Source organism: Sphingopyxis sp. C-1 (assembly GCF_001047015.1).
In the GTDB taxonomy this organism is placed as follows: Bacteria; Pseudomonadota; Alphaproteobacteria; order Sphingomonadales; family Sphingomonadaceae; genus Sphingopyxis.
This window is the reverse complement of record NZ_BBRO01000002.1, coordinates 1265399-1290332: the sequence shown is the minus strand read 5'-3', so window position 1 is coordinate 1290332 and position 24934 is coordinate 1265399. Positions and strand designations below refer to the sequence as shown.

The window sequence follows — 24934 nt, the reverse complement described above, 5'->3', positions numbered from 1 at the left end:
GCGAGTTTTGAGCTGATAGGTCGCGTGCCTGTGTCCTGTAGTGCTTCTGTCGCCCACGCCGATCTACGCGAAGGAGCGCTCCAAGTTGTGATCACGGAGGATTGTAACACATGGTACAATCTTCGAATGGCTTTCCCAGAGGGCAGCCGTGTGAGCGGGGTCTCAGTGGATGGAACGTCTTACCCGGTGCGGGACGGAACCGCGCTTATTGCGCGCACACCATTTTCCGGATCAGCGACGACGGGGTCTGAATTTCGTGTAGAGTTTAGCGAAGCAGGGGCAGCTGAGGACCTTAAAACTCTGCGCCTCGAAGCGATCGCGCGATCTTAACGAGGTCTGGTCCGGGGCGACGCTCATATCGCGTCGATGCTGATCACTATCAAGTCGCGATACTCACCCGCAAATTTATTACCGACTTTTGAGACGGTTGCCACAGCCCTATACGACGCTCCTTCTAGGGTTCGAGGAGGTGACCGCGTAAGAAAGAATGGGCCCGCCAGGTTCGCGGGTGTCCCATCCAAAACCAGAGTGTACGGGATGACCTCCGACTTCATCCCCACGTGCGCGAGCATACCGCGATTTCTCGAATCCAGCCGAACACGCACGGGTTCGTTGGCCCTTAGTTGGATAAAGATCTGGTTCGTTGAGCCGTCAGTCAGTTCTCCCAGCGACAACACTGCGCTGCGTACGCCTGCATTGAACACACCAGCAGTGCCCGCTAAATTGACCTGCGCGCGTGACTGAACCTGTACACTTAAGGGTAGGCGGCGGTCCGCACGAACACCTCCGGTCTGGCCGACCAAGCGCAGTTGGATGTTTTCGTCGTAATGCCCAGATGGGACTACTTGACCAGCGGGGACCCTCACCTGAAGACGAAGGATCGTCTCTGCGTTCGGACCCAGCGCAACAGGTACTCCGAACCCGCTGTCCTGCTCGTTCGGAAGACGGACACCGTGCGCGCCCAAGATTTCGTAAACGAGGGGGGCGCCAGATGCGGAACCGGTCATTTTCCTGTTGCCAGACGATGTACCTATCGCGAGAGCCTTTAGTTCACAAGCCTGGTCTGCACGATTACTTATCGTGACTTCTAACGGGTAAATGGTGGCATCAGGCGAGAATGGCTCATACGCGTCGTTACGCGGTGCAGCTACTCTGCTGATCTGCGGATCGCAGGCTTGTGCTGATGTGGTTCCTACCAAAAGAGCAACGACCATTACCGCGGCCAAAAGAACTTTCATTTGTTCGCTCCCGACATCTGGACTTTTCCGACATTGACCAATCCCGCACTGTCATTCGGGATGACAATCTCCAGCCCTGTGTCCTCATCAGAACCGATAGCAAGTTTATAACGACCTGGCTTCAGGCCGGTTGCCGCGAACCTGCCCGCCCTGTTTGTGAACAACGGTATCGGTGGGTCCCCAGGACGGTCTATTGATTTGAGCGTGCCAACGATCAGAGAAACTGGCTGCCCTTCGGTGTCCACAAGAACGCCCATAACCGTGCTCGCGGCATCGGAGCCAACAGTTAACCTGAATCCGCTGCCACTTCCCGGAAACACTTCGAAAACGCCGGCACCGAGGTCATATCCGGTTGGCAGGTTCTCGACGTCCACAGTTACTAAGTTTCTCTGGTACGGTCGATTGGTTGTGACGAGTGCCGGGCCAAGGGCATCGACCCGTGCGTAAACCTCCCCGGCGCCACCAACCGCAACCTTCACGGAACTCTCGGCCAAAGTCTTGTGGCGCTCGACGATTGCAAAGCCATCGCGATATGGGCGACCGACCGCGACGGCGCCGTCAGCAAAGCCAATTGCAGTGGCTGCCCGTAAAGTTGTTTGGCGCACACGCCCACCCGATACCGTGTCATCGAACAAATCGAACCGACCACCTAATTCTGCGCGATTGGTGATGTAATCGACTTCGCCTTGAAAGCCGCGTTCGCCGTCTGCACCGCTTAATCCGGCACGAAAGCCTAGACTGCCGACAGAGTTGGTCAAACTCCGTTCGTATTCGACGCGGTAGCGGTCGCTTCCAGTCTCGTAACGCGCGTTAATGCCGTCGCGCGATCCGAAGCGAAAGCTGAGGTTGAAGAACACCCTGTGATCGACACCGCGAAACTGCTCGTCCTCTCCCTCATAAAGGACCGACACATTGAGTTTCCCGAAGGAGCGACTGAGGCCGCCTGACCAGCGCGTCCGGTCTCTGCCGACGCGCCGATCTGTGTAACCGAAGGCAGCATTGGCGAAAACTCGGCCTGGCAATGCCTGGCGGTATCGAAAGGCGACATCGTTCTTGATATCTTGTCCTACGGATCCGTCGTTTAGGACGGAAAAATCACGACTACGATGGTCCCAGATTGCCTCCACCTCGCCCAGCTGATCAAGCAGGCTGAATGACTTGATCCAGCCAAATGCTGCGGCGAAACCTTCGCCCGCCCGAGAGGTGCTCGCAGACGCTTCCATTCGGAATGTCCCCAGCGTCGTTGCTAGGAGAGCCTCGCCCCCTGCTACCTGGGTGTGTCTGTCGGCTTGCGCATTGATGCCCAGCGTGACGCTCTGGGTGACACCCTGCCGAAAAAATCCCGAGAACTGCGGATTGTCCCCATAGCGGAAACCCTTTCCAGTCGGGAAACGAGGAAAGCCGACTGCAAATGAAAACTCGTTGATACCTTCCTCGAGGAGAGTGGTAGTGAAGGACCTAGAAAAAGACGCGATCTCGCGCCGGCCGGCCTCGTCCTGGATTAGGAGACGCACCTCGTTTAGCCCTTCGGTGAAGGGAAGGTCGCGCAAGTTATAGGTGCCGGCACTGAGTTGGATGGTGCGAGTGATGACCCCGTTTACTTCCACCTCAACAATCGCATCACGGTCAAGCGTGAAGCTCGTACGCCCGGCGGGCCTGACGTTTCGCGTGGGCTGAAGTTCGGCAAAGGCGCGTGTAATTGCGACACCGCCGAGCGGAGTCGCTCCCTGGAGCGGCAGCGCGAATGGATCCACGTCTCCGGCGGCATACCGAATTGCGTTACGCCAATCGTCGTGGATAAGAGTGATATTTCCACGGGTCAGGCGAGCATCTCTGCCACCATTATAAGTCCACTGATGAAACAGGTACGCGCCGTCTATTCCACCGACGTTCAAGAAACCGTCGATACCAACCGTCGTGGGCTTCGCACCCTCTCGCGTGGGATTGAGCTTATCCTGATGCACAAACGCCTTCGAAACGAAGAAGTTCATACCTCCGGCGAACGCCGCCGGGAGCACCGTATTCTTGTTGGGTGAGTCGATGATATTGGGGCTTAGCGCCAGTTCCTGCGCCCGTGCGATTTCGGGTGAAATGGACACCGACAAAGAGAGATTGGCAGAATCGAACGCGACCTCGATCCCGGGCACTTGCAACGCCGCGAGCGATATCAGGGGATTGGCGGCGGCGATGCGCGCTTCGAGCTCTGCGCGCGCGCTGTCGTTGACGCGAGGGCCTATCAGGTCGCGGAACCGTTTGGCATCGACCCCGATCACTTCGCCGCCCGTCGTCGTGCGAGCGGCGATGTCGCCAATGTAAACGTCTCGCAAGGTGAGCGGGAGGTTCACATCGATGGTGCGCTGCGCTTGTGCTGGAGGATCAGAAGCCTGAGGCTGAGCGTACTGCGCCTTGGCTGGCGGGGCGGCGACAGCAGCACAAGCAGCCGCACCAGCCAAGAAATAAGCCTTGGCAGAAAACTCTGACACTAACCGTCTTCGATGCCCCCCCACCTGGCTTCTACTTGATCGTCAGCTGCACCGGCCCCGACAAGTCGAAGTCCTTGGCGGCAGGGATCTTGTAAAGCCGACGGCCGTGAGACGGCACAACGGACGCTACCAGCGTCTCTCGCAACGGATCTCCAGTGATTTCCATCTTCGCGCCCGCTGCGTTGGTGAACGTCCAGGTCGTGTTACCAAGCGGCGCATATCGCGAGCCGGTATTTTCTAGCAGAACTTCCATCTGCCCGGGCTCGTTAGCCGCCTTGACGGATACAACCTTGAGTTCGGTCTTTGCGCCCGCCGGCACCACGTAGGCAGCGGTTCCAAAATTAATCACGAACTGCACGCCAGTCGGTGCGTTCGGATCGACAACCGGTACCTGGTTGATTCCGATCACATACATCGCAGTGTCGTTCACAACGGTCTCACCCACATACTGAACGCGAACGGCCTGGGTCTTCCCCGGCTCGACTACCATCTGGGGTGGGAGCACCACAAAATCGTCCTCGGCGGGGGTGCGGGTTTCCTGCCCCGCTTCGTCCCAGCTCCGTTTCTCTACCACGACTTCAAGCGTAATCGGCCGGTCGGTGGTGTTGTCGACTCTCAGTACGGTTGACGCGCCGGAACCAGTCGGGGCCAGCTCGTAGCTCATAGGGTATACCCGATGCGCCGCAGCCGGCGTGGCAATCAAAACCGCGGTAGCCGCGGTCCATGCGAAGATCTTGCGAAACACTGACATGGTCTGACCCTTGCTGGATGGCTCACGCCGACTCTAGTCGACGGGTTCCATCTCAATAGTAAATGTCTCGCGGTAATTTCCCGCGAGCAGTTCTCGAGCGCTGCCCCAGTTGATTCGCATTTCGCCGTGCTGATCGATGACTGAGGTGCCGGATACGAAATCCAGCCCCCCAGCCCATTGCGCACCCGCCGCCGAAAAATTGGCCGCAACCGGCTCACCGCCATTGCTGACCATTGATGGCCAAGCCACCGAGTACGGGAGATAGCTCCGTGCGTTGCCCGACTGATACAGTTCCGTGTGGCGAAGAGCGCCGTTTGCGGCGGTTGCCTTGAGCCGGAAGGGCGTATTGCAGTTCAGACTCACGCCTACTTCTTCGACGCGCGAAGCGAGAAGATTTACGTTGGCTGACGCTTGGTCAAAAATCACGCTGCACTGAAGGGGGTTGATCGCTCTGATCGCAATCGCAGCCTCTTTGCCGAAATCACGCTCGAAGTAAGTCTGATCGCGGGGTTGCAGGACCGTCTGCTCGACCACCTGCGCCTGCGCCGACGCAGAAGTGATTGCCAACAAGCAGCCTAGCAAGATGTACTCGCGCATCACACCCAAACCCTCCTGCAACCAAGTCGAAAACAGGGGCGGCTTCCGAAAGCCGCCCCTGCATCCATCACCTCGTTATGAGGCAGCCTATCAGTTGGCGGTGATCGAAACGCGAATGACGTCGGTGTAGTCACCGGCGAAGAGTGGGTTCGCAGCGCTGGCCGATGCCGGCTTGGCGAGGATCAGGCTCAAGGTGCCGGTCTGGCCGTTCACGAAGGCGGCGGACGAACCCAAGTTCGTCGTGGTAGGAGTGGCCAGCGACACAGGCGTGGCGATGCCAAGGCCAGAACCGCCGCCGTGGGTGATGGTGTAGGGTACAAAGCCCTTGTTCGCACCGGCTACGTTGTTGAGCTGACCGGCATTGTCCGAAGCAATCGTCCGGGTGAAGCCGTTGGCGCCGTTGCAGCGGTAGGTCAGGCTGCCAGCCGACTGAGCGGCGGTGCTATTAAGGTCGACGGTCACGTCACGGACGTCAGGCGACACGGTGCAGGCCAAGGCGATGTTGCCCGTGATCGAGACGTCCGCCTTGTCGTCAGCCATGGCAGGAGTCGAAGCGAGCACGGCAAGAACCGAAGCAGCAGCAAAAAGAGTCTTCATCACTATATCTCCACAAAGAACCAGCACGATTGCCAATCATCAGATTAAACGAGGCACGCCGTGCCACCGAAGAGCTGCGCGACGTCACCATTTCTCACGCCGGTATTCCCGGCGCAAACCTTCGGCTTCGTTCAATTGTCGCACGACATCGCCCTGAGCGAAGCGCCCAAGAGACGGCCTGCCCAAATGAGCAAAGCTACAGGAATGTGGGTAATGCCCGTGTTAGCAGGCGCCCCCTTCTAAAAGGTGCCGCGACCCTCGCACCTTCGAGCTTCTTCCGATCGGTGGATTAACCCCCTGCCCTCAAAAGCTAACCGTTTGTTAACGGAGCGCGGGTCGATTCGCAACTCGTTTAACAAAAGGTTAAGTGACTTCGGCGTGCACTTGGCAACTTCGTCCCAGTTCGAAACACCTTCAGTCAGTGTCTTAACGTGAGGGCCGGCGGTCATTTGGCCCCGCATGCGGGCGGCAAAATCAGGACCTATTGATTCGAGGTAGCGATTTATGATTCAGGCGCACTGCGAGGAGACTGAATTTCAGCAATTTATCGAGCTGACGGACGAGCAGATGGCGTATGTTCAGCCGTATTCTCCGAAGATCCATGGCCGGGAGCGCGTCGGGCAGCTTGCGCGGATTACGCGTGATGACGAGAGAACGCGCGAGATCCCGCTGCCCGATAGTCCCCGCGAACAGGAAACGCAAAGCTGAGACAGCGCCGTTGACGGTTGACGCGCTGACGCCCTTCTCGTGCTGATATAGCTGCAGGCGCCCGAGATCTTCGGTTGTTGCCGTATCAAGAGGGCGACCGAGGAATGCAGCAAGCGTCGGACGCGGCTGATTTAGTCTTGCTGGGTGTGCCGACCCAAGCCGCGCATCATCTTATCATGCTGCGTGCGCTGGCGAAGCGAGGTGACGGGAACGTGGACCGTAACAATAGTCACCATATGCTCCTCATCGTTGAAGGATCTCTATGATCGGCATTACCACGCCGCCTTGCTCAACGTCCGTGTATCCTCCGCTACCTCAGTTTTGGCGCCCATTCCGCGAAGCGGGTTCCTCCATCAGGCGCAGACGGCCTTTACAGATTATCTTAGCAACGGCTATTGCGACAGCCTGCTCACAATCGTGAGTACACCCAATGAGTACACATGCGTCGTCTCACTTCGCAGAAAATGACGGAAAACCGTGGGCTTGTAACCCATCCGACCCCTCCCGTAGGGGTCACCAATATTTCGCCCGCGATCAGTGTGACGGCAGTTATATGTCGAACAGGTCGGAAAAGCCGTGCGGTTGCGACCGCAGATATTGCGGCGGCGCGGTCACGCGCGCCCCCAGATGCGCGGCGGCATGCCAGGGCCAGCGCGGGTCGAACAGGATCGTGCGCGCCAGCGCCACCAGATCGGCGTCGCCCGTCGCAACGATCGCCTCCGCCTGATCATAATCGGTGATCAGTCCGACCGCGACGACGGGCATGGCCACCGCTTGCTTCACCGCGCGCGCGAGGGGAACCTGATAGCCGGGTCCAACCGGAATATCCTGCCGCGGATCTAGCCCGCCGCTCGACACATGGATCGCGGCGCAACCGCGCGCTTCCAGCGCCTGCGCGAACGCCACCGTCTGTTCGATCGTCCAGCCGCCGTCGACCCAGTCGGTCCCCGACACGCGGACGGTGACCGGACGGTCCGCGGGAAAAGCCTGCCGCACCGCGTCGAACACCTCGAGCGGGAAACGCATCCGGTTTTCGAGGCTGCCGCCATAGTCGTCGGTCCGCCGGTTCGAGAGCGGCGAGAGAAACTGATGCAGCAGATAGCCATGCGCACCGTGCAGTTGGACGGCGTCGATGCCGAGACGCGCCGCGCGCACCGCGGCGGCGGCGAAAGCGTCGCGAACACGGGCCAGGCCGGCGCGATCGAGTTCGTGCGGCGCGACCTGCCCCTCGGCGAAGGCCAGCGCCGACGGCGCCTCGGTCGGCCAGCCGTTCGGGTCGCCCGGCGGCAGTTGTGCGCCGCCCTTCCACGGTACTTCGGTCGACGCCTTGCGGCCGGCATGGCCAAGCTGGATCGCGACCGGCATGTCGGACCAACGGCGAACGGAATCGAGGGTGCGCGCCATCGCGGCCTCGGTCGCGTCGTCCCATAGGCCGACGTCGGCGTGGCTGATCCGCCCTTCGGGCAACACCGCCGTCGCCTCGATCGTCAGCAACGCCGCCCCCGATAGCGCGAGATTGCCCAGATGAATGAGGTGCCAGTCGGTCATGCAGCCGTCGATCGCCGAATATTGGCACATCGGCGCGATCACGATGCGGTTGCGCAAGGCAAGGCGGCCGACCGGCAAGGGCGTGAACAGGGCAGGATAGGACACGATATGCTCCGCTTTGGTGTGACGGGCCTGCGCCCTACACGCCCATCATACCGGCGGTCGTCGCGCCGTCGATCACATAGTCGGCGCCCGAGATAAAAGCCGCCTCGTCAGAGGCGAGGAAGGCGACGAGCGCGCTCACCTCGCCGAGCTGCGCCATACGTTTCATCGGCGCCATCCCTTCGAACGCCGCGCGCGCGGCGACCGGATCGGGGGAGCGATCGATGACGCCGCGGATCATGTCGGTTTCGACGACGCCGGGCAGCACCGCGTTGACGCGAATCGCATATCCCTGCCCCGCGCAATGGATCGCCGCCGATTTGACCAGCGCGACGACCGCCGCCTTGGTCACCGAATAGGCGACGTAATTGCCCATCGCGCGGTGCGCGTTCATCGACGAATTGACGATGATCGAACCTTGGGGCCCTTGCGGGTTCTTCGCCATCGCGCGGATCGCGTGCTGGACGGTGAGCATGACGCCCGTCTGGTTCACCCCGACGATATGGTCCCATGCGTCGATGCCGATATCCTCGACGCTTGCATCGCCCGCCTCGGTCCCGGCGTTGGCGAAGGCGATGTCGAGCCGGCCATATTCGGCCTCGATCTCGGCCATCAGCGCATCCCAAGCCGCTGCGTCCTCGACGCGGTGGGCGCGGAAGATTGCACCGGTCCGGTCCTCAACCGTGGCCGCCGCCTCGGCGTTCGAGCCGGTGAACACGACCTTCGCACCTTCGTTCGTCAACCGCTCGACCGTCGCGGCACCGATTCCGCTCGTCCCGCCGGTGACCAGGGCGACCTTGCCGCCGAGCCTCTGCTGCATCGCGCCTCTCCTCTCGCTGTTCCTCTTGCCAGTTTCGCTACATCGGTGAACCTATCAATACAGCAAGGTGACGCGGGCGCGCCGCGAACGCATGTTGCGCCGATAACAGGAGGAGAGGACCGGCGATGAGCGAGAGCGAGCATCCACCCCGCATCGATTGCGTGCTGATCTGCGGCGGCGTCTGGCACGACATGGACTTTGCGCGGCTCGAGCTGCTCAAACTGCTCGCCGAAGACCAGCGCGTGCGGACGCGCGTGTTCGAGAATTATGAGAATATCGAGGCGATCGAGGGTGCCGATATCCTGATCACCTACACCTGCGATGTCACCCCGTCGCTGCCCGCGCAGGAGGCGCTGAAGCGCTGGCTGACCAAGGGCGGGCGCTGGTACGCGCTGCACGGCACCAACTCGATCCTGCGCCTGCTCGATACGGGCGTATGGGACGCGCCGCGCTGGGCGCCGCTGATGATGGATCTCCTCGGCTCGCAGTTCATCAGCCATCCCGCGATCGAACCCTATACCGTCCGCGTCGCCGACCCCGACCATCCGCTCGTCGAAGGCATCGCGCCGTTCGAGACGACCGACGAACTGTATCACCTCGAAACGCATGGCGCGCTCCACGTCCTGCTCGATACGGAATGCAGCGGGCCAGGCACCGGCTTCGTCGAGGCCGAGGATGCGCCCGGCACCTATCCGGTGTTTTATATCAAGCAGCATGGCGCGGGCGCGGTGCTTTACCTCACGCTCGGCCATTGCCGTGGGCATTACGACCTGCAGCCGATGATGGACTGGTGGCCGACGGTCGACCGCTGTGCATGGGACCTGCCGGTCTTCTACGACCTGCTGCGCCGCGGGATCGGCTGGCTGAAGGAACGCGAGCGCGTGTGAGCGGCGGTGCCCGGTATCGGCCGGGAGCGGCCCCTCTATCCTCGTCACCCCGGACTTGACCCGGCGTCCCGCTTTTTTTGAAGCTTGCCGGCGCGTTCAAAAGCGGGATCCCGGGTCAAGCCCGGGATGACGGAAGTGGAGGAGATGGACGTCAGGTCCCGACCCCCCAAGCAGGCATCGTCGCATAAGTTACGCCACCGCCCTCAACCGTCGCCGGTCCTCGCGGATCAGCCCAGCCGCGCGGAGCGCCAGCGCCATTGCGGGGGCATTGGTGTTCCCCGTCACCGGCGACGGCATCACCGAACAGTCGACGACGCGCAGCCCGCGCACGCCATTGACGCGCAGCCGCGCGTCGGTGACCGCGCGATTGTCGCTGCCCATCCGGCAGGTCCCGACCCCGTGCAGTCCGCATGTGGCGAGGCGGCGGAACGCCGCGAGAATCTCGGCATCGCTCTGTACCGCCGCGCCCGGCAGCAGTTCGCGTTCGACGAGGCCGACGAGGGCCGGCTGCGCCATATAGCGGCGCATCGCGTGGACCGCGGCGATCGCGGTGCGTTCATCCTCGCGCGTCGACAGCCAATTGGGTTTGATGTCGGCGGGCGCATCGCTGCCGGGGCCGGCGATCAATATACTTCCCTCGCTCGTCAGACGAAGGAGCTGGCCATAGATGGTCATCCCCGGCTTGCGGTCGATGCTGTTCAGCGGCACCGGATGCTTGTCGTCACCGAGCGCGAAAGTGTAACCGCCGAGATAGAGTTGCAGGTCGGGCCGCAGGTCGCGGCTCGTCAAGTTGAGAAAGGCACCGACCTCGAACGGCCCGGTCGCCATGATCCCGCCGCGCGTCAGCATATATTGCGCCATCGCGCGCATCAGCCCGATCCCGAAAAAACTACGGTTGCTGCCGACGTCGCGCGACAGACGGTGCGGCATCGAAAAGCCGAGATGCTCGCCCCCCCCCCCGCCGACATCGGGGGCGTCGACGACGGGCTCGACTCCTGCGGCGCGCAGTACATCGGCGGGGCCGATGCCCGATCGCTGAAGCAGCAGGGGACTCTCCAGCGTGCCGCCCGACACGATCACCTCGCCATCGCAATCGAAATGCTGGGTCTGTCCCGCGACCTTTGCCTCGACGCCCGTGACGCGCCCGCCCGCCACGATCAGCCGCTCGGCCATGGCGTATGTGACGACGTGCAGGTTCGGCCGTTTCTTCGCACGCGCGAGAAAGGTGGTCGCCGCGCTCTCGCGCCGGCCGCGCCGGACATTGTGCGAATAGAAACCGACCCGGTCCGATGTCGCGGCGTTGAGATCGTCTACAGGCCTCAGCCCCATCTCGACTCCCGCCTGCACCATCGTTTCGGCGAGAGGATAGCTATGGATCTTGGGCGCGACGCCGACGGGTCCGCCCGCACCGCGCATCGCACTCGCGCCGAGGCCGTGATCCTCAAGGCTGCGGAAGGCGTCGGTCATCGCGTCGCCGTTCCAGCCGGTGCAACCGAGTTTTTCCCATTCGTCATAGTCGGCGGGCTCGCCGCGGCTCCAGATCATGCCATTGACCGCCGACGATCCGCCAAGCCCCTTGCCCCGAATCCACACTTCGCCCGGCGCGCCGCCGTCGCCGCGCGGCTGCGACACGCCATAGGCCCAGATATGGTCGGGATTGGTGACGAGCTTTGCGACGCCTTTGGGGATCGCGACCCAGCGGCTGTCGTTGCTGCCGCCCGCTTCGAGCAGCAGCACGCGAACCTCTGGATCGGCGCTGAGTTGCTCGGCAAGCACGCAGCCCGCCGATCCGGCCCCAACGACGATATAGTCCCAGCTTTCCGCCATGGCATTTCTCCTGTCCCGCCATGATGTGATCCCGAGCGGCCATCCACCGCACCTAGCGCAATAAATAGTCCCCTCGTCCTCGGCGCAGCATGATAGTGCCGGGGCAAAAAGAGGGAGGACAGGATGACAGGGCAAGGCCGCGTTTCAGGCAAGATCGCGTTCGTGACCGGCGGCGCTTCGGGGCTGGGGCTCGACATCGTGCGCCGCTTCGTCGCCGAGGGCGCAAGCGTCGTCATCGCCGATATCGACGTCGCTGCGGGCGAGGCACTCGCCGCCGAACTCGGGCAGCGCTTCGTCCGGCTCGACGTATCGAAGGAGGCGGAGTGGCTCGCCGCACTCGGCACCTGCGATCGCATCGACATCCTTGTCAACAATGCGGGCATTACGACGCACGGGTCGATCGAGGATCTGACGCTCGAAGCCTTTCGTCACGAATTTTCGGTCGACGTCGACGGCGTCTTTCTGGGCTGCAAGCACGTAATCCCGAAGATGAAGGATCATGGCGGGTCGGTAGTCAACATGTCGTCGATGTGCGGCGTCCGCGCGCAGGGCGACCTTGCCGCCTATAACGCTGCCAAGGCAGCGGTGACGCACCTGACCAAGTCGGTCGCGCTGCATTATGCACGCAAGGGCTATGGCATCCGCTGCAATTCGGTGCACCCGGGCGCGATCCATACGCCGATCCTCGACAAGGTGATGGCGCAGGTCGCCGACGGACAGGCGCTCTACGATAGCTGGGTCGCGACGCATCCTGTGGGAAGGCTCGGCAAGCCCGAGGAAATTTCGGCGATCGTCCTTTATCTCGCCTCCGACGAGTCCGCCTTTGCGACGGGCGCCGAGTTTCGCATCGACGGCGGCAGTTCGCTGTGACGGCGGGCCGTCTCGCCGGCCGCGCCGCGCTCGTCACCGGCGCCGGGTCGGGCATCGGCCTCGCGACCGCCAAACGCCTGACTGCCGACGGCGCGCAGGTGCTTACCACCGATCGCGCGGGTGAGGTCGACATTGTCGCCGATGTCACCGCGCCCGGCGCCAACGCCCGACTGGTCGCCGACGCCGAGGCGCGTTTCGGGCGGCTCGACATCGTCGTCGCCTGCGCGGGGATCACCGGCTTGGAAATGCTCGACGGGGCCGGCGACGAATTTTTCGACGCGATGATGGCGGTCAACGTCACCGCGGTATTTCGCCTGATGCGCGACGCATTGCCGCTGCTCAAGCGTTCGTCATATGGCCGGATCGTCCTGATTGGATCGGTGATGTCGAGCTTTGGCGAGGCCGGGATGACCGCCTATAGCGCGTCGAAACATGCGGTGCTCGGCATGACGAAATCGGTCGCGGCCGAGGTCGGTGCGTTCGGGATCACGGTCAATTGCATACAGCCCGGCGCGATCGACACGCCGATGACCGCGCCCGCCTTTGCCGCGATGCCCGAATTCAGACAACGCTGGATCGACAAGGCCGCATTGGGCCGGCTCGGACAGCCCGAAGATATCGCCGACGTCGCTGCCTTTCTGGCCTCCGACGACGCGCGATTCATGTCCGGACATGGGGTTTTCGTCGACGGCGGGGCAACACAACGCCAATAAAATCAATATGTTATGATCCGTCACGGCATGCCTGATATTTTTGATGATTGTTGAATCGGGGTATTAAGCGGACCTTCCCCTCCAACGTGACCGGCGAGCCTATGCGCCGGCGCGAGGAGGGAGGAACGCGATGATCACGCATGCCCGAATGCTGCCTGCTGTTTACGCCACCGTATCGCTCGCCGCACTGGCGATCGCCACCCCGGCAGCGGCCCAGGAGGCCCCCGTCGAAGAAAGCAGCGGCGGTGCCATCCGCGAGATCGTCGTCACCGCGCAGAAGCGCGAGGAAAGCATCCAGTCGATTCCGATCGCGGTGACCGCGCTCGATGAAAAGGCGCTGGAATCGGCGACGATCGACGATATCCGCGATATCGCCGGCCGCGTCCCCAGCCTCGTCGTCGACTCGGTCGGCGCGGGCCCAAGCGCCGCCGCCATCGCGATCCGCGGCATCAGCTTCGAGGATATCGAAAAAAGCTTCGACCCCGCAGTCGGCGTCGTTGTCGACGGTGTGTTCATCGGGACCAACACCGGCCAGCTTCTCGACAGCTTCGACCTCGAACGGCTCGAAGTCCTTCGCGGGCCGCAAGGCACCCTGTTCGGCCGCAATACGATCGGCGGCGTGATCAATGTCATCCGCACCCGCCCGACCGAGGATTTCGGCGTGCGCGGCCAGTTCGCCTACAGCCGTTTCGACACCAAGCGCGCGCGCCTTGTCGTCAACACCGGCAAGCTCGGCGATTTCATCGCGCTCAAGGCGTTCGGCTATTACGATAAGACCGACGGCTTTTATCACAATGTCACCAAGGACCGCCGCGAGGGCAAATATGAAACGCTGACGGGCGGCGTCACCGCGCTGATCACGCCGAGCGACGCGATCACCGCGCAGGTCACCTATCAGCACACGCGCGAACGCGGCGAAACCGTCGCATCGGCGCTGTCCGAAACCGGCCGCGATGTCATCTGCGCCGCCCCTGGCGCGCCCGGCTTTTCGCCCGCCGCAGAATGCAACCGCTGGTCGTTGCCAGCGCATGGCCTCTACACGACGTTCCAGAATATCGAGACCCCGGTCCGCAACAATGTCGACAGCATCACGGGCAATATCGACATCGACCTCAGCGACAATCTGACGTTGTCGTCGGTCACCGGATACATCAAGAACCGGGAGTCCGTGACGCAGGATTTCGACGGCAGTTCAGCCAATTTCTTCGACACGCGGCGCCAACAGAAATACAAGCAGTTCAGCCAGGAACTGCGCCTGCTCGCCGACTTCGATACGGTCAACGTCCTGCTCGGCGGCTATTATTTCGACAGCTCGTACACGCTAGACCAGTCGACCAATTTCGGCGTCGTTCTCGGTCAGGGTTCGACCGCGGTGCTGCGCCAATATGTCGATCACAGCGCCAAATCCTACGCCGGCTTTGCCGATGCGCAGATCAACCTGACCGACGCGTTCAAAATTTCGCTCGGCGCGCGCTACACCAAGGACAAGAAGGAAATCTTCAACAACTATGGTCGGATCGGCGCGCTCGTCCGCATCACGCTGCCGACTTTTGACGGCATGTCGTGCGTCGCGGTGACCGGAACGACAAGCCCCGCGCCGGGCGTGGTGATCCCGGTTTATAGCGCGGCAAACAACTGCTCCGGCAGCGACAGCTTCGACAAATTCACCTGGCGCGCCAACGCCGAATATACGATCGAACCCGGCAAGCTCGTCTATGCGTCCTTCTCACGCGGGTTCCGCTCGGGCGGGTTCAACGGCCGCGCGGCATCGCCGACGTCGCTCGGGCCGTATCAGCCCGAAACGGTCGACGCCTATGAGGTCGGGCTCAAGGCCGACTGGCTCGACCGCACGCTGCGCACCAACCTCGCCTTCTATTACACCAAATATGACAATAAGCAGGAAGAGGTGGTGCAGCCCTCGCCCCCGGGTTCGTCGAGCCCGCAGGAAACGGTCGTGCGCAATGCCTCTTCGGCCGACATCAAGGGGTTTGAAGCCGAAATCATCGCGCAGATGACGGATTCTTTCAGCTTCAACGCTTCGTTCAGTTACACTGATGCCAAATATAAGAATTTCTTCAACGACATCGTCGGCCTGACGCCCGGCAGCCCGGCCGACGGCATTGCGGACGATGTGTCGACGCTGACGCTGCGCCGCGCGCCCAAATATCAATGGTCGGCGGGGCTCAACTATTCGAAGGAAATCGGCTCGGGCCGCTTCGATGCGTCGACGCTGCTGCGGTATCAGAGCAAATATGTGACCTGCATCGCGCCGAACCGCCCGGTCGTCCCGGGCGCGGTGACCAACGACAATCGCTGCTTCACCGAGGATCGCGAAAATCTGTCGGCGCAGATCGGCTACACCTTCCTGCTTGGCGACGATCGCGAAGTCAGCCTGGCGTTGTTCGGCCGCAACCTCACCAACCACAAGGGCCTGTCGTCGACCCTGCCGGTCGCGGGTCTCTTCACCTTCGGCGCAGCACAGGCGCCGCGCACCTACGGGGTCGAGCTCGGCTTCCGTTTCTGACGAAGATACGGCCCCGCCACGGGCACGGCGGGATCGCAAGGGGGAACCCAAAAAAGGGGGACGGGGGGCGGCGCAATGCACCGCCCCTTGTTCGATGATCAGAGGGATTCACGATGACGCAGGCCTTTTTCGACCACCCTTTTCTTTCGGGGCATCACCAGCCCGTGCGGTTCGAGGCGACCGCCCCTGACCTGATCGTCGATGGCGAGATTCCCGACGATCTGGTCGGCGTTTTCTACCGCAACGGTCCCGAGCCGCTCTATCCGACGCGCGAGGGCGAGTATCACTGGTTCGACGGCGACGGCATGGTCTATGCCTTTCATATCGAAGGTGGCCGCGCGTCGATGCTCAACCGCTGGGTGCGGACCGAGAAGTTCGAGATGGAGAAGGCCGCGGGCAAACGCCTTTTCGGCCTGTTCGGCAATCCGATGACCGCCGACCCGTCGACGCAGGGAAAGCGATACAACACCGCCAACACCAATATCATCGTGCATGGCGGCAAGCTGCTCGCGCTGATGGAGGGCGCGCCCGCGGTCGAGCTCGATCCGCGCACGCTCGAGACGCTGGGCGAGGAACATTATGGCGGGACGATCACCACGACCTTCTCCGCCCATCCCAAGATCGACCATCATACCGGCGAACTCGTCAATATCGGCGCGATGATCAACGGCCCGATGGGCGCCGCGCAAATTCGTTATGACGTGATTGCTGCCGACGGCAGCGTGCGCAAGGCCGAGCTGATCGACATGCCGCACAATGCGTTGATGCACACGTTCTTTCTGACCGAAAACTGGGTCGTCTTCCCGGTGATTCCGATCGACGTCGATCTCGGCCGGTTCATGAAGGGCGGCCCGATGACCGCGTGGGTCAACAATCGTCCGACCAAATTCGCCGTGATGCCGCGCGAAGGATCGGCGAGCGATGTGCGCTGGTTCGATTACGAGCCGCGCCACATGTTCCACGAGCTCAACGTCTGGGAACAGGATGGCAAGATCATCGCCGATGTCGCAGCGGCAAACGGGACAGCGCTGTTCCCCGACGAAACGGGCGTGAAACGGACGCACGGCGACACGCAGCAGAGCCTGCGCCGCTGGACGATCGATCCGCGCACCAATTCGGGGGGCAGCTGGATCAAGGAAGAGACGCTCAACGACCGCGATATCCAGTTTCCGCGTCCCGACGACCGCTTCGTCACGCGCGCGTCGCGGCACAGCTTTGCCAACATCAACCTCAACAGCCGCGACGGGCGTGCCGAAGGGATGGACGGCGTGCTGCGTTTCGACACCGTCAGCGGCACCGAAGATGTTTATCACTTCGGCAACGGCGCCTCGTGCGGCGAACTGATTTTCGCTCCCAAAGTGGGCGCGCAGGGCGAAGGCGATGGCTATGCGATGACGCTCGTTCACCGTGCCGGTGCAGCGACGAGCGAACTCGCGATATTTGCCGCGCTCGACATTGCAGCGGGACCGATCGCGACGATCCAGGTCCCCTTCCGCGTGCCGTCGGGTTTCCATTGCAATTTCTATGCTGCGGACTCCAGTCTCTATCGGCAGGCGCTGGGCGAAGCAGCATAAACCACCGTCGTCATTGCGAGGAGCGAAGCGACGCGGCAATCCAGCTTGGCGTAAACCGCTCTGGATTGCTTCGCTTCGCTCGCAATGACGGTGTTAGGCAGGAGCTAAGAGCAGGTGGAACCCAAGGTCGCAGCATTTGAACGGGTCGCCGATGTCGCGCGACGGAACGCCCGCGAGCGGCCCGACAAGATCCTGTTCCATTTCGAAGGGCGCGCCACGCGCTACGACGAATTTGACGCGAACAGCAGCCGGGGCGCGAACGCGCTGATCGCGCTCGGGCTGAAACCCGACGACCGCGTCGCGTATCTTGGCAAGAACAGCGATATCTATTTCGAGCTGGTGATGGCGGTCGCCAAGGCAGGCGGCGTGATGACGCCAGTCAACTGGCGGCTCGCGGTTCCCGAGATTGCGTGGATCATCGACAATTGCGGCGCGCGCATCCTGTTCGTCGGCCCCGAGTTCACCGACCTAGTCGCTGCAAACCGCGACGCTTTTCCGGGCGTGGAGCATGTGATCGCCACCGAAGGCGCCGCAGGCGGCTTTGCCGATTATCGGACCTGGCGTGACAGCTTCGCCGACACCGACCCCGACGTGCCGCGCGGCACAGCAGACGCGGTGATCCAGATGTATACGTCGGGCACCACCGGCAAGCCGAAGGGCGCGGTGCTCACCAACGGGTCGGTCTTGCGATCGAAACTCGACCGCGACCCCGCGCTGCAAGCCGATTGGGAACGCTGGGAAGCCGATGATGTCGGGCTCGTCGCGATGCCCTGCTTTCATATCGGCGGCACCGGCTATGGCATCACCGTGATGACCAATGGCGCGACGGGGGTGATCACGCGCGAATTCGATCCGGGCGGGGTACTCGACCTGATCGAAGCTTATGGCATCTCGAAAATCTTCATGGTGCCCGCAGCGATGCAGATCATCGTCAATCAGCAGCGCGCGCGCGACGTCGATTTTTCGCGCCTCCGCCATATCGCCTATGGCGCCTCGCCGATCCCGCTCGACCTGCTGCGCCAGTGCATCGACATCTTCCAGTGCGGTTTCGTCCAGATGTACGGAATGACCGAGACGTCGGGAACGATCGCCGCGCTGCCGCCCGAAGATCATGACCCGGCGGGCAACGAGCGGATGCGGTCGGTCGGCAAGCCGCTGCGCGGCGTCGAAATGCGCGTGATCGACGCCGACGGCAACCCCCTGCCCCCGCGTGAAATCGGCGAGATCGCGATCCGGACGCAGGCCAATATGCGCGAATATTGGGGCCGCCCCGAAGCGACCGCGGAGACGATCGACCGCGACGGCTGGCTACGCACCGGCGACGCCGGCTACACCGATGAGGACGGCTATTTCTACCTCCACGACCGGGTGAAAGACATGATCATCTCGGGCGGCGAGAATGTCTATCCGGCCGAGGTCGAGAATGCGATCTACGGCCACCCCGCGGTCGCCGACGTTGCGATTGTCGGCGTTCCCGACGACAAATGGGGCGAAGCGGTGAAGGCCTGCGTCGTGCTGCGCGACGGTGCGAGCGCCGATAGCGCCGACATCATCGGCTGGGCGCGGACACGGATTGCGGGCTACAAGTGCCCCAAGTCGGTCGACTTCATTCCCGCGCTGCCGCGCAATCCGTCGGGCAAGATCCTCCGCCGCGAACTGCGTGCGCCCTATTGGGAAGGGCGCGAGCGGCAGATCAGCTAGCCAATCTCGAGACAAAACCCCGTCATTGCGAGCGCAGCGAAGCGATCCAGAGCGTGACAAGCCGCCCTAGATTGCTTCGCTGCGCTCGCAATGACGATGGGATTTATTGCGCCTGCAGCTTCGCCATCGCCGCGCCGACCGCGGCGGCGATATCGCCTTCCTGCGGATTGCCGCGCAGCGCGAGCCCGCCGTTGGGCTGGAGATTCTCTCCCGTCACAAACGCCTCGTCGCTCGCAAGCCACAGGCACGCATTGGCAACATCCTCGGACGTGTTGAGCCGCCCGAGCGGATAACGCGGCAGGAAGGCGTCGACGAGCCCTGGCGTCGCAAAGGCGCCCTGCGTCATCGGCGATTCGGTGAACGCGGGCGACACGATATTTGCGCGAATACCCGCAGCGCCGAAATCATTCGCGACGCAGCGGACCAACGCCTCCGACCCCGTCTTGGTGCCGATATAGGCCGCATGATTGCTGATCGGCGACCGCGTCGTGGCCGACGAAATCTGGATGATCGAGCCCCCGGTCGGATCGTTCGTCAGCATCGCGCCGACAAACGCCTGCAGAAAATGATGCACCCCGGTGAATTGCAAAGCGACGATCGCCGCAAGCTCGTCCTCGGTCACGTCGAGCAGCGGCTTGAGCAGTCCCCAGCCGCTCGCGTTCATCGCAATATCGACCCCGCCCATCGTCGCCTTCGCCGCATCGGCGAGCGCGAAGACCGAGGCCTTGTCGGTGATGTCGCAGAGCGCGGCATGGCCGCCGATTTCGGCGGCGAGCGCGTCGAGGGGTTCCTGCTTGCGTCCCGCGACCATCACCGTCGCGCCCTCGCGGGCAAAGATCCGCGCCGTGATCTGCGCCATATTCCCCGCCGATGCCGCGCCGATGATGACCGCGCGCTTTCCTGCCAGCCTGCCCATAGCGATCTCCTCAGAGTTTCAAGAGTTGCTTGCCGCGGTTCTGGCCGCTGAACAGGCGCTTCAGCGTTTCGGGCGCATTCTCGAACCCATGCTGCAAATCCTCGCGATAATTGAGCCGGCCATCGAGCACGAAGCCTTCGAGCCGCTTGCGAAGCTCTGGAAACTCGTTCGCCCAGTCGAGCACGATGAAGCCCGCCATCGACCCACGGCGAAAGATCAGGTTGAAGTAATTCTGCGGCCCCGCCGGCAGCGTCCCCATCTCGTACCGGCTGATCCCGCCGCACACGGCGACGCGCGCGCCGGTGGCGATCTCGCCGAGCATATCGTTGAGGATCGCGCCGCCGACATTGTCAAAGATGACATTCACGCCGCCGGGGCAATGTTCCTTGATCTGTCCACGGACGTTACCAGCCTTATAATCGATCGCGGCATCATAGCCCGCTTCCTCGACAAGCCAGCGGCACTTGTCCTCGCCCCCCGCTATGCCCACGGCGCGGCATCCGGCGATCTTGGCGAGCTGGCCGACGACCGACCCCGTCGCCCCCGCGGCGCCCGACACCAGCACCGTGTCGCCCGCGACCGGCCGCCCGACCTTGAACAGCCCGCAATAGGCCGTGACACCCGTGGTCCCGAGCACCGATAGCATCGCGGTCGGCGGCAACCGGGTATCGATCTTCACCAGTCCTTCGCCGCTGGAAAAATGCCATTCGGTCCAGCCAGTCGAGCCCATCACCAGGTCGCCGACGGCAAAGCCCGCATGGTTGCTCTCCACCACTTCGCTGATCCCGCTGCCGCGCATCACATCGCCGATCGCCATCGGCGCGACATAGTCGGCGATATTCTCCATCCAGCCCTTCTGCGCGGGATCGAAGCCGAGATAGAGTGTCTTCAAGAGCAGTTCGCCCTCGCCGGGCGCGCCGACTTCGGCCTCGACGAGCCGGAAGTCGCCATCCTCGATTCCGCGCCCGCGCGGATGTCCGTTCAGCAGCCATTGGCGCGATGTCGGCATCGATACTCTCCCCATTATTTGCACCGAAACTGCGCCCGCGCTTGGCCTGCAACCACCGCCAAAAGTGCCAGTCGATTGAAGGGCGCCGAGGCGTAGGGTGTGATCAGGGAGAGAGACGATGCCCGAAGTCCGCCGCAGTTTTTGCCGTTTCTGCCACGCCAATTGCGCGATGCTCGTCACCGTCGACGAAGGCCGCGTCACCAAGGTGCAAGGTGATCCCGACGACCCTGTGTTCGGCGGCTATACCTGTATCAAGGGGCGCCAGCTCGCCGAGGCGCACAATGGCCCGCAGCGGCTGACGGTTTCGCAAAAGCGTGTCGGGGGCGTGTTCGAAGACATATCGATGACGAATGCACTCGACGAGGTCGGCGCGAAACTGGCGGCGATCGTCGCCGAGCACGGCCCCCACGCCGTCGCCGTCTATGGCGGTACCTACGCCTTCCAGAACAGCGCCGGGGTCGGCAGCGCGATGTCCTTCGCGCAGGGGCTCGGCACGCGCAACATCTACACTTCGGTGACGCTCGACCAGCCTGCGAAGGTCTATACGACGATGCGTTACGGGAGCTGGATGGGCGGGATGCACACGTTCAGCGAGGCCGACGTCGCCTTTTTCATCGGCAACAATCCGATCGTCTCGCACTATGGCCCGCCGGGCGGCCTGCCCCCCTTCTCGCCCTCGCGGCGCCTGCGCGATGCGCTCGAAGGCGGGCTGAAGCTGATCGTTGCCGACCCGCGGCAGAGCGACGTCGCCGCGCTCGCGCATATCCACCTGCCCGTGCGGCCCGGCGAAGATCCCGCGCTGCTCGCGGGGATCATCCACGTCATTCTGTCTGAGGGGCTCTATGACAAGGCCTTTGTTCAGCGTTACGTCGACGGTCTCGACGAGTTGCAGCGCGCGGTCGCGGGCTTCACCCCCGATGTCGCCGCGGCGCGTGCGGGAGTCGAGGAAGGCCAACTGATCGCCGCCGCGCGGATGTTCGCGAACGGGACCAAGGGCGTCGTCTCGACCGGCACCGGGCCAGAGATGGCGGGCAACGGCACGCTCACCCAATATCTGGTTTCGTCGATCAACATCATCTGCGGGCGCTTCTGCCGTGAGGGCGAGAAAAGCTCGATCCCCCGCGTCTTCACGCCGGTGACGCCGCGCCGCGCGCAGGTCGCGCCGCCGATGGCGCTCTATGGCGAGGGTTTCCCCGCCTCGCGTATCCGCGGCCTGACGCACCTCGGCATGGAAATGCCGTGCAATGTCCTCGCCGACGAAATGCTGACGCCTGGTGAAGGCCAGGTGCGGGCGCTGATCGTCATCGGTGGCAATCCGGTGGTCGCCTTCCCCGATCAGGACAAGATGACGCGCGCGATCGACGGGCTCGAGCTGCTCGTCTCGATCGACGTCAACGCCGAGTCCGCAACCGCGAAACGCGCCGATTACATCCTCGCCCCCAAAATGTGCCTAGAACGCGAGGACATCAGCAATCTCAGCGAATGGTGGTACGAGATTCCCTACGCCCGCTATACCGAAGCTATGATCGAAGCGCCCGATGGGCTGCTCGAGGAGTGGGAGATGCTCTGGGAACTCGCGCACCGCCTGGGCACCGGCATGCCGCTTGCGGGCGGAGCCTGCCCGATGGATCAGCGGCCCAGCAAAGAGACTTTCCTCGACTTGATGGTCGCGGGCTGCTCCGTCGCGCCGAGCATCGTGCGGGCGGATACCGTGGACGGCAAGGCGGTGATCTATGCCGACCGCCACCCGGTGGTCGAGGCAGGCGATCCTGACGCGCCGGGACGCTTCGACCTGACCGCGGGCGCGATGCCCGACCAATTGATCGCCTACGCCGGCGCCGCCCAGCCGACACCCGATTTTCCCTGGCGCATGGTATCGCGGCGCAGCCGGCATCGCTTCAATTCGACGGGGCAGAATCTGCCCGCGCTCCGCGCCAAGCGCACCACGAACCCCGCCTTCCTGCATCCCGACGATCTCGCGCTGATCCCCTGCGCCGACGGCGACACCGTCCGCATCCGGTCGGCGGCGGGCGAAGTCGTCGCGGTCGCGCGCGCTGCCGAAAACATGCGCCCCGGCGTCGTGTCGATGGCGCATGCCTTCGGCGGCCCCGACATCGGCCCCGACGGCGTCCACGAACATGGCGCCTCGACCAACCGCCTCGTCAGCGAGAGCGTCGCTTACGACCCCATCACCGGCCAGTCGCTGCAAAGCGCGATTCCGGTCTCCATCGTCCCGGCCTGAGGAGCCCATATGCCTGACAACCGCCGCTTCCTGCTCGTACGCCGCCCCAATGGCGAACCTGTGCCGGAAGACTTCTCTTTCGTTAGTGAACCCACGCCCGAGCTTGCCGACGGCCAGTTTCTGATCCGCAACCATTATGCCTCGCTCGACCCCGCGATCCGCGGCTGGATGGACGATGCGCCGAGCTATATGCCGCCAATCCCGCTCGGCGATCCGGTGCGCGCCTCGACCATCGGCATCGTCGAAGCGAGCAAGGCCGAAGGTTTCGCGCCCGGCCAGTGGGTGATGGGCCTCAACGGAATCGAGGATTATTCGGTCGGCACAGTCGGCGGCTTCACCCAGCCGATCGACGCCGCACTCGTGCCGTCGGTCACCAATTATCTGTCTGTGCTCGGTGCAGTCGGGATGACCGCTTACTTCGGCTATATCGACGTCTGCGAACCCAAGCCGGGCGATGTCGTGCTCGTTACCGGCGCGGCAGGCGCGGTCGGATCGCTTGTGGGGCAGATCGCGAAGATCAAGGGCGCGAGCAAGGTCATCGGCATCGCGGGCGGACCGGAAAAATGCGCCAAGCTGGTCGAACGCTACGGCTTCGACGCGGCGATCGATTATCGCGGCAAGGATCTTCAGGCACTCACGGAGGCGGTCCGCGCCGAAGCCCCCGATGGCGTCGACATCATTTTCGAGAATGTCGGCGGCGACATCCTCGACGCGGGCCTCAACAATCTGCGCCACGGCGCGCGCATCGGGCTCTGCGGCCTGATCAGCGAGTATAACAGCGTCGAAAAGATCGGTGCGCGCAACATCTGGCAGCTTATCGTCCACCGCGCTTCTATCCGCGGGCTGCTCGTCGCCGATTATATCCCGCGCTTCGCCGAAGGCGGTGCCGAGATGGCGGCGTGGCTGCAACAGGGCAAGATGGTCGCCGACGAGCATATCGACGAAGGTATCGAGAATAGCTTCGATGCCTTCATGCGGCTGTTCGCGGGAAGCAATCAGGGCAAGATGATCCTCAAAATCGCATGAGCGCGCCACGCCGCCTTCTCGTCCTGTCGGGCGGCCATCCCTACGAAGCCGAACCCTTCGCCGAACTGCTCGCGAGCTTCGAGGGCTGGGCGGTCACGCACCTGATCCATCCCGAGGCCGAGACAGCGGTCGCCGAGGGCGCGGCGATCAACGCCGATGCAATTCTCTTCTACGATATGCCCGGATATCGTTTCGAGGGCGGAAAAGCGGCAACGCGGCCGCCTTCTTTCACTTATCGCCGCGCGATCGCCGACTATTTCGCGCGCGGCGGCGGTGCGGTCGCGATGCATCATGCGATCGCGGGCTGGGCCGAATGGCCCGAATGGGCCGAGATGCTCGGCGGACGCTTCCTCTACGATCCCGGCGAGGCGCATGGCGAAACCCATCTCGACTCGGGCTATCGCCACGAGGTCCGCTATGACGCCGTCGTCCTCGATCCCGATCATCCAGTGACCGCAGGTCTGCCGCCGCGCTTTCCGCTCTGCGACGAGCTGTATCTGGCGCCTGTCTGGGGCGCCGCGAAACCCCTGCTCCGCGCCGATCACGCCTTCGTCCGCGACAATTTCTATTCGGCGGCGCAGGCCGTCGCGGGCCGTATGTTCAGCAACGCGGGTTGGGATCATCGCCCCGAAAGCGACGTGATCGCATGGGAAAAGCCGGTGGGCGCAGGCTGCCTCGTCTATCTCCAGCCGGGCGACGGACCCGCCGCCTATGCCGATTCGAACCTTCGACGGCTGCTTGCGAATGCGCTCACCCATGTCGCCGCCGGCCCCAACCACTCCTAACGAAATTGTGCATCGC

20 protein-coding genes are annotated in these 24934 nt (G+C 63.1%); 10 read left to right on the top strand and 10 right to left on the bottom strand.

Annotated features, from left to right (window positions below; genetic code table 11):
* Positions 1 to 353: 353 nt before the first annotated feature.
* The 5 genes from SC1_RS20785 to SC1_RS20765 form a co-directional block, all read right to left on the bottom strand.
* Positions 354 to 1238: a hypothetical protein gene (locus SC1_RS20785; protein WP_152682503.1), complete on the bottom strand. Its 885-nt coding sequence runs from the start codon at positions 1236 to 1238 to the stop codon at positions 354 to 356.
* Positions 1235 to 3721 carry a fimbria/pilus outer membrane usher protein gene (locus tag SC1_RS20780; RefSeq protein WP_152682502.1) on the bottom strand — a complete coding sequence of 829 codons (2487 nt, stop codon included), beginning with the start codon at positions 3719 to 3721 and terminating at the stop codon, positions 1235 to 1237. Before SC1_RS20780 ends, SC1_RS20785 begins: the two co-directional genes overlap by 4 nt.
* 31 nt (positions 3722 to 3752) lie before the next feature.
* Positions 3753 to 4385, bottom strand: a complete 633-nt coding sequence (locus SC1_RS20775; RefSeq protein WP_193749238.1) for a molecular chaperone — start codon at positions 4383 to 4385, stop codon at positions 3753 to 3755.
* Between the two features lie 120 nt (positions 4386 to 4505).
* Positions 4506 to 5069 (bottom strand): hypothetical protein, encoded by a 564-nt coding sequence (locus SC1_RS20770; protein WP_062186576.1) that lies wholly within the window; start codon positions 5067 to 5069, stop codon positions 4506 to 4508.
* Between the two features lie 90 nt (positions 5070 to 5159).
* Positions 5160 to 5666 carry a hypothetical protein gene (locus SC1_RS20765; RefSeq protein ID WP_062186574.1) on the bottom strand — a complete coding sequence of 169 codons (507 nt, stop codon included), beginning with the start codon at positions 5664 to 5666 and terminating at the stop codon, positions 5160 to 5162.
* Positions 5667 to 6170: 504 nt separating this feature from the next.
* Here SC1_RS20765 and SC1_RS20760 point away from each other — a divergent pair.
* Positions 6171 to 6374 carry a hypothetical protein gene (locus tag SC1_RS20760; protein WP_062186572.1) on the top strand — a complete coding sequence of 68 codons (204 nt, stop codon included), beginning with the start codon at positions 6171 to 6173 and terminating at the stop codon, positions 6372 to 6374.
* 549 nt (positions 6375 to 6923) lie between these two features.
* Here SC1_RS20760 and SC1_RS20750 read toward each other — a convergent pair.
* A complete protein-coding gene (locus SC1_RS20750; RefSeq protein WP_062186568.1) occupies positions 6924 to 8027 on the bottom strand; it encodes an NADH:flavin oxidoreductase/NADH oxidase in 1104 nt (367 codons plus the stop codon).
* A gap of 34 nt (positions 8028 to 8061) precedes the next feature.
* Entirely contained in the window at positions 8062 to 8844 is a 783-nt protein-coding gene (locus SC1_RS20745; protein ID WP_062186566.1) for an SDR family NAD(P)-dependent oxidoreductase, read from the bottom strand.
* A 125-nt stretch (positions 8845 to 8969) separates the two neighbouring features.
* Between SC1_RS20745 and SC1_RS20740 the strand changes: the two genes are divergently transcribed.
* On the top strand, positions 8970 to 9731 hold the full coding sequence (locus SC1_RS20740) for a ThuA domain-containing protein (RefSeq protein ID WP_062186564.1): 762 nt from the start codon (positions 8970 to 8972) through the stop codon (positions 9729 to 9731).
* 189 nt (positions 9732 to 9920) lie between these two features.
* On the opposite strand, the gene SC1_RS20735 is transcribed toward SC1_RS20740, so the two are convergent.
* Complete coding sequence (locus tag SC1_RS20735; RefSeq protein ID WP_062186562.1) at positions 9921 to 11558, bottom strand: GMC family oxidoreductase; 1638 nt, start codon at positions 11556 to 11558, stop codon at positions 9921 to 9923.
* A 123-nt stretch (positions 11559 to 11681) separates the two neighbouring features.
* Here SC1_RS20735 and SC1_RS20730 point away from each other — a divergent pair, with 123 nt between their 5' ends.
* The 5 genes from SC1_RS20730 (at position 11682) to SC1_RS20710 (ending at position 18940) form a co-directional block, all read left to right on the top strand.
* On the top strand, positions 11682 to 12428 hold the full coding sequence (locus tag SC1_RS20730) for a glucose 1-dehydrogenase (protein WP_062186561.1): 747 nt from the start codon (positions 11682 to 11684) through the stop codon (positions 12426 to 12428).
* A complete protein-coding gene (locus SC1_RS20725) occupies positions 12425 to 13141 on the top strand; it encodes an SDR family NAD(P)-dependent oxidoreductase (protein ID WP_062186559.1) in 717 nt (238 codons plus the stop codon). Before SC1_RS20730 ends, SC1_RS20725 begins: the two co-directional genes overlap by 4 nt.
* A gap of 130 nt (positions 13142 to 13271) precedes the next feature.
* The gene (locus tag SC1_RS20720; RefSeq protein WP_062186557.1) at positions 13272 to 15665 is read left to right on the top strand and encodes a TonB-dependent receptor; all 2394 of its coding nucleotides are present in this window, start codon (positions 13272 to 13274) and stop codon (positions 15663 to 15665) included.
* A gap of 113 nt (positions 15666 to 15778) precedes the next feature.
* Positions 15779 to 17239, top strand: a complete 1461-nt coding sequence (locus tag SC1_RS20715) for a carotenoid oxygenase family protein (RefSeq protein WP_062186555.1) — start codon at positions 15779 to 15781, stop codon at positions 17237 to 17239.
* A gap of 114 nt (positions 17240 to 17353) precedes the next feature.
* Positions 17354 to 18940 carry a fatty acid--CoA ligase gene (locus tag SC1_RS20710; protein WP_062186553.1) on the top strand — a complete coding sequence of 529 codons (1587 nt, stop codon included), beginning with the start codon at positions 17354 to 17356 and terminating at the stop codon, positions 18938 to 18940.
* A 103-nt stretch (positions 18941 to 19043) separates the two neighbouring features.
* Here the strand turns inward: SC1_RS20710 and SC1_RS20705 are convergent, their stop codons facing one another.
* Positions 19044 to 19856 carry an SDR family NAD(P)-dependent oxidoreductase gene (locus SC1_RS20705; RefSeq protein ID WP_062186551.1) on the bottom strand — a complete coding sequence of 271 codons (813 nt, stop codon included), beginning with the start codon at positions 19854 to 19856 and terminating at the stop codon, positions 19044 to 19046.
* Between the two features lie 10 nt (positions 19857 to 19866).
* On the bottom strand, positions 19867 to 20865 hold the full coding sequence (locus tag SC1_RS20700) for an NADP-dependent oxidoreductase (protein ID WP_062186549.1): 999 nt from the start codon (positions 20863 to 20865) through the stop codon (positions 19867 to 19869).
* Between the two features lie 118 nt (positions 20866 to 20983).
* On the opposite strand from SC1_RS20700, the gene SC1_RS20695 reads away from it, so the two are divergent.
* From SC1_RS20695 to SC1_RS20685, 3 genes are read left to right on the top strand one after another with little or no spacing between them, the layout of a single operon-like run.
* Complete coding sequence (locus SC1_RS20695) at positions 20984 to 23107, top strand: molybdopterin-dependent oxidoreductase (protein WP_062186547.1); 2124 nt, start codon at positions 20984 to 20986, stop codon at positions 23105 to 23107.
* A gap of 9 nt (positions 23108 to 23116) precedes the next feature.
* Complete coding sequence (locus SC1_RS20690) at positions 23117 to 24133, top strand: NADP-dependent oxidoreductase (RefSeq protein WP_062186545.1); 1017 nt, start codon at positions 23117 to 23119, stop codon at positions 24131 to 24133.
* On the top strand, positions 24130 to 24918 hold the full coding sequence (locus SC1_RS20685) for a ThuA domain-containing protein (protein WP_062186543.1): 789 nt from the start codon (positions 24130 to 24132) through the stop codon (positions 24916 to 24918). The genes SC1_RS20690 and SC1_RS20685 overlap by 4 nt, the downstream gene beginning before the upstream one ends.
* Positions 24919 to 24934: the final 16 nt, after the last annotated feature.

Coding starts and splice junctions, on each gene's coding strand:
- SC1_RS20740 (WP_062186564.1), top strand. CDS start 8,970: ATGAGCGAGAGCGAGCATCCACCCCGCATCGATTGCGTGCTGATCTGC.
- SC1_RS20730 (WP_062186561.1), top strand. CDS start 11,682: ATGACAGGGCAAGGCCGCGTTTCAGGCAAGATCGCGTTCGTGACCGGC.
- SC1_RS20715 (WP_062186555.1), top strand. CDS start 15,779: ATGACGCAGGCCTTTTTCGACCACCCTTTTCTTTCGGGGCATCACCAG.
- SC1_RS20690 (WP_062186545.1), top strand. CDS start 23,117: ATGCCTGACAACCGCCGCTTCCTGCTCGTACGCCGCCCCAATGGCGAA.
- SC1_RS20685 (WP_062186543.1), top strand. CDS start 24,130: ATGAGCGCGCCACGCCGCCTTCTCGTCCTGTCGGGCGGCCATCCCTAC.
- SC1_RS20785 (WP_152682503.1), bottom strand. CDS start 1,238: ATGAAAGTTCTTTTGGCCGCGGTAATGGTCGTTGCTCTTTTGGTAGGA.
- SC1_RS20745 (WP_062186566.1), bottom strand. CDS start 8,844: ATGCAGCAGAGGCTCGGCGGCAAGGTCGCCCTGGTCACCGGCGGGACG.
- SC1_RS20720 (WP_062186557.1), top strand. CDS start 13,272: ATGATCACGCATGCCCGAATGCTGCCTGCTGTTTACGCCACCGTATCG.
- SC1_RS20760 (WP_062186572.1), top strand. CDS start 6,171: ATGATTCAGGCGCACTGCGAGGAGACTGAATTTCAGCAATTTATCGAG.
- SC1_RS20700 (WP_062186549.1), bottom strand. CDS start 20,865: ATGCCGACATCGCGCCAATGGCTGCTGAACGGACATCCGCGCGGGCGC.
- SC1_RS20705 (WP_062186551.1), bottom strand. CDS start 19,856: ATGGGCAGGCTGGCAGGAAAGCGCGCGGTCATCATCGGCGCGGCATCG.
- SC1_RS20765 (WP_062186574.1), bottom strand. CDS start 5,666: ATGAAGACTCTTTTTGCTGCTGCTTCGGTTCTTGCCGTGCTCGCTTCG.
- SC1_RS20775 (WP_193749238.1), bottom strand. CDS start 4,385: ATGAGCTACGAGCTGGCCCCGACTGGTTCCGGCGCGTCAACCGTACTG.
- SC1_RS20735 (WP_062186562.1), bottom strand. CDS start 11,558: ATGGCGGAAAGCTGGGACTATATCGTCGTTGGGGCCGGATCGGCGGGC.
- SC1_RS20695 (WP_062186547.1), top strand. CDS start 20,984: ATGCCCGAAGTCCGCCGCAGTTTTTGCCGTTTCTGCCACGCCAATTGC.
- SC1_RS20770 (WP_062186576.1), bottom strand. CDS start 5,069: ATGCGCGAGTACATCTTGCTAGGCTGCTTGTTGGCAATCACTTCTGCG.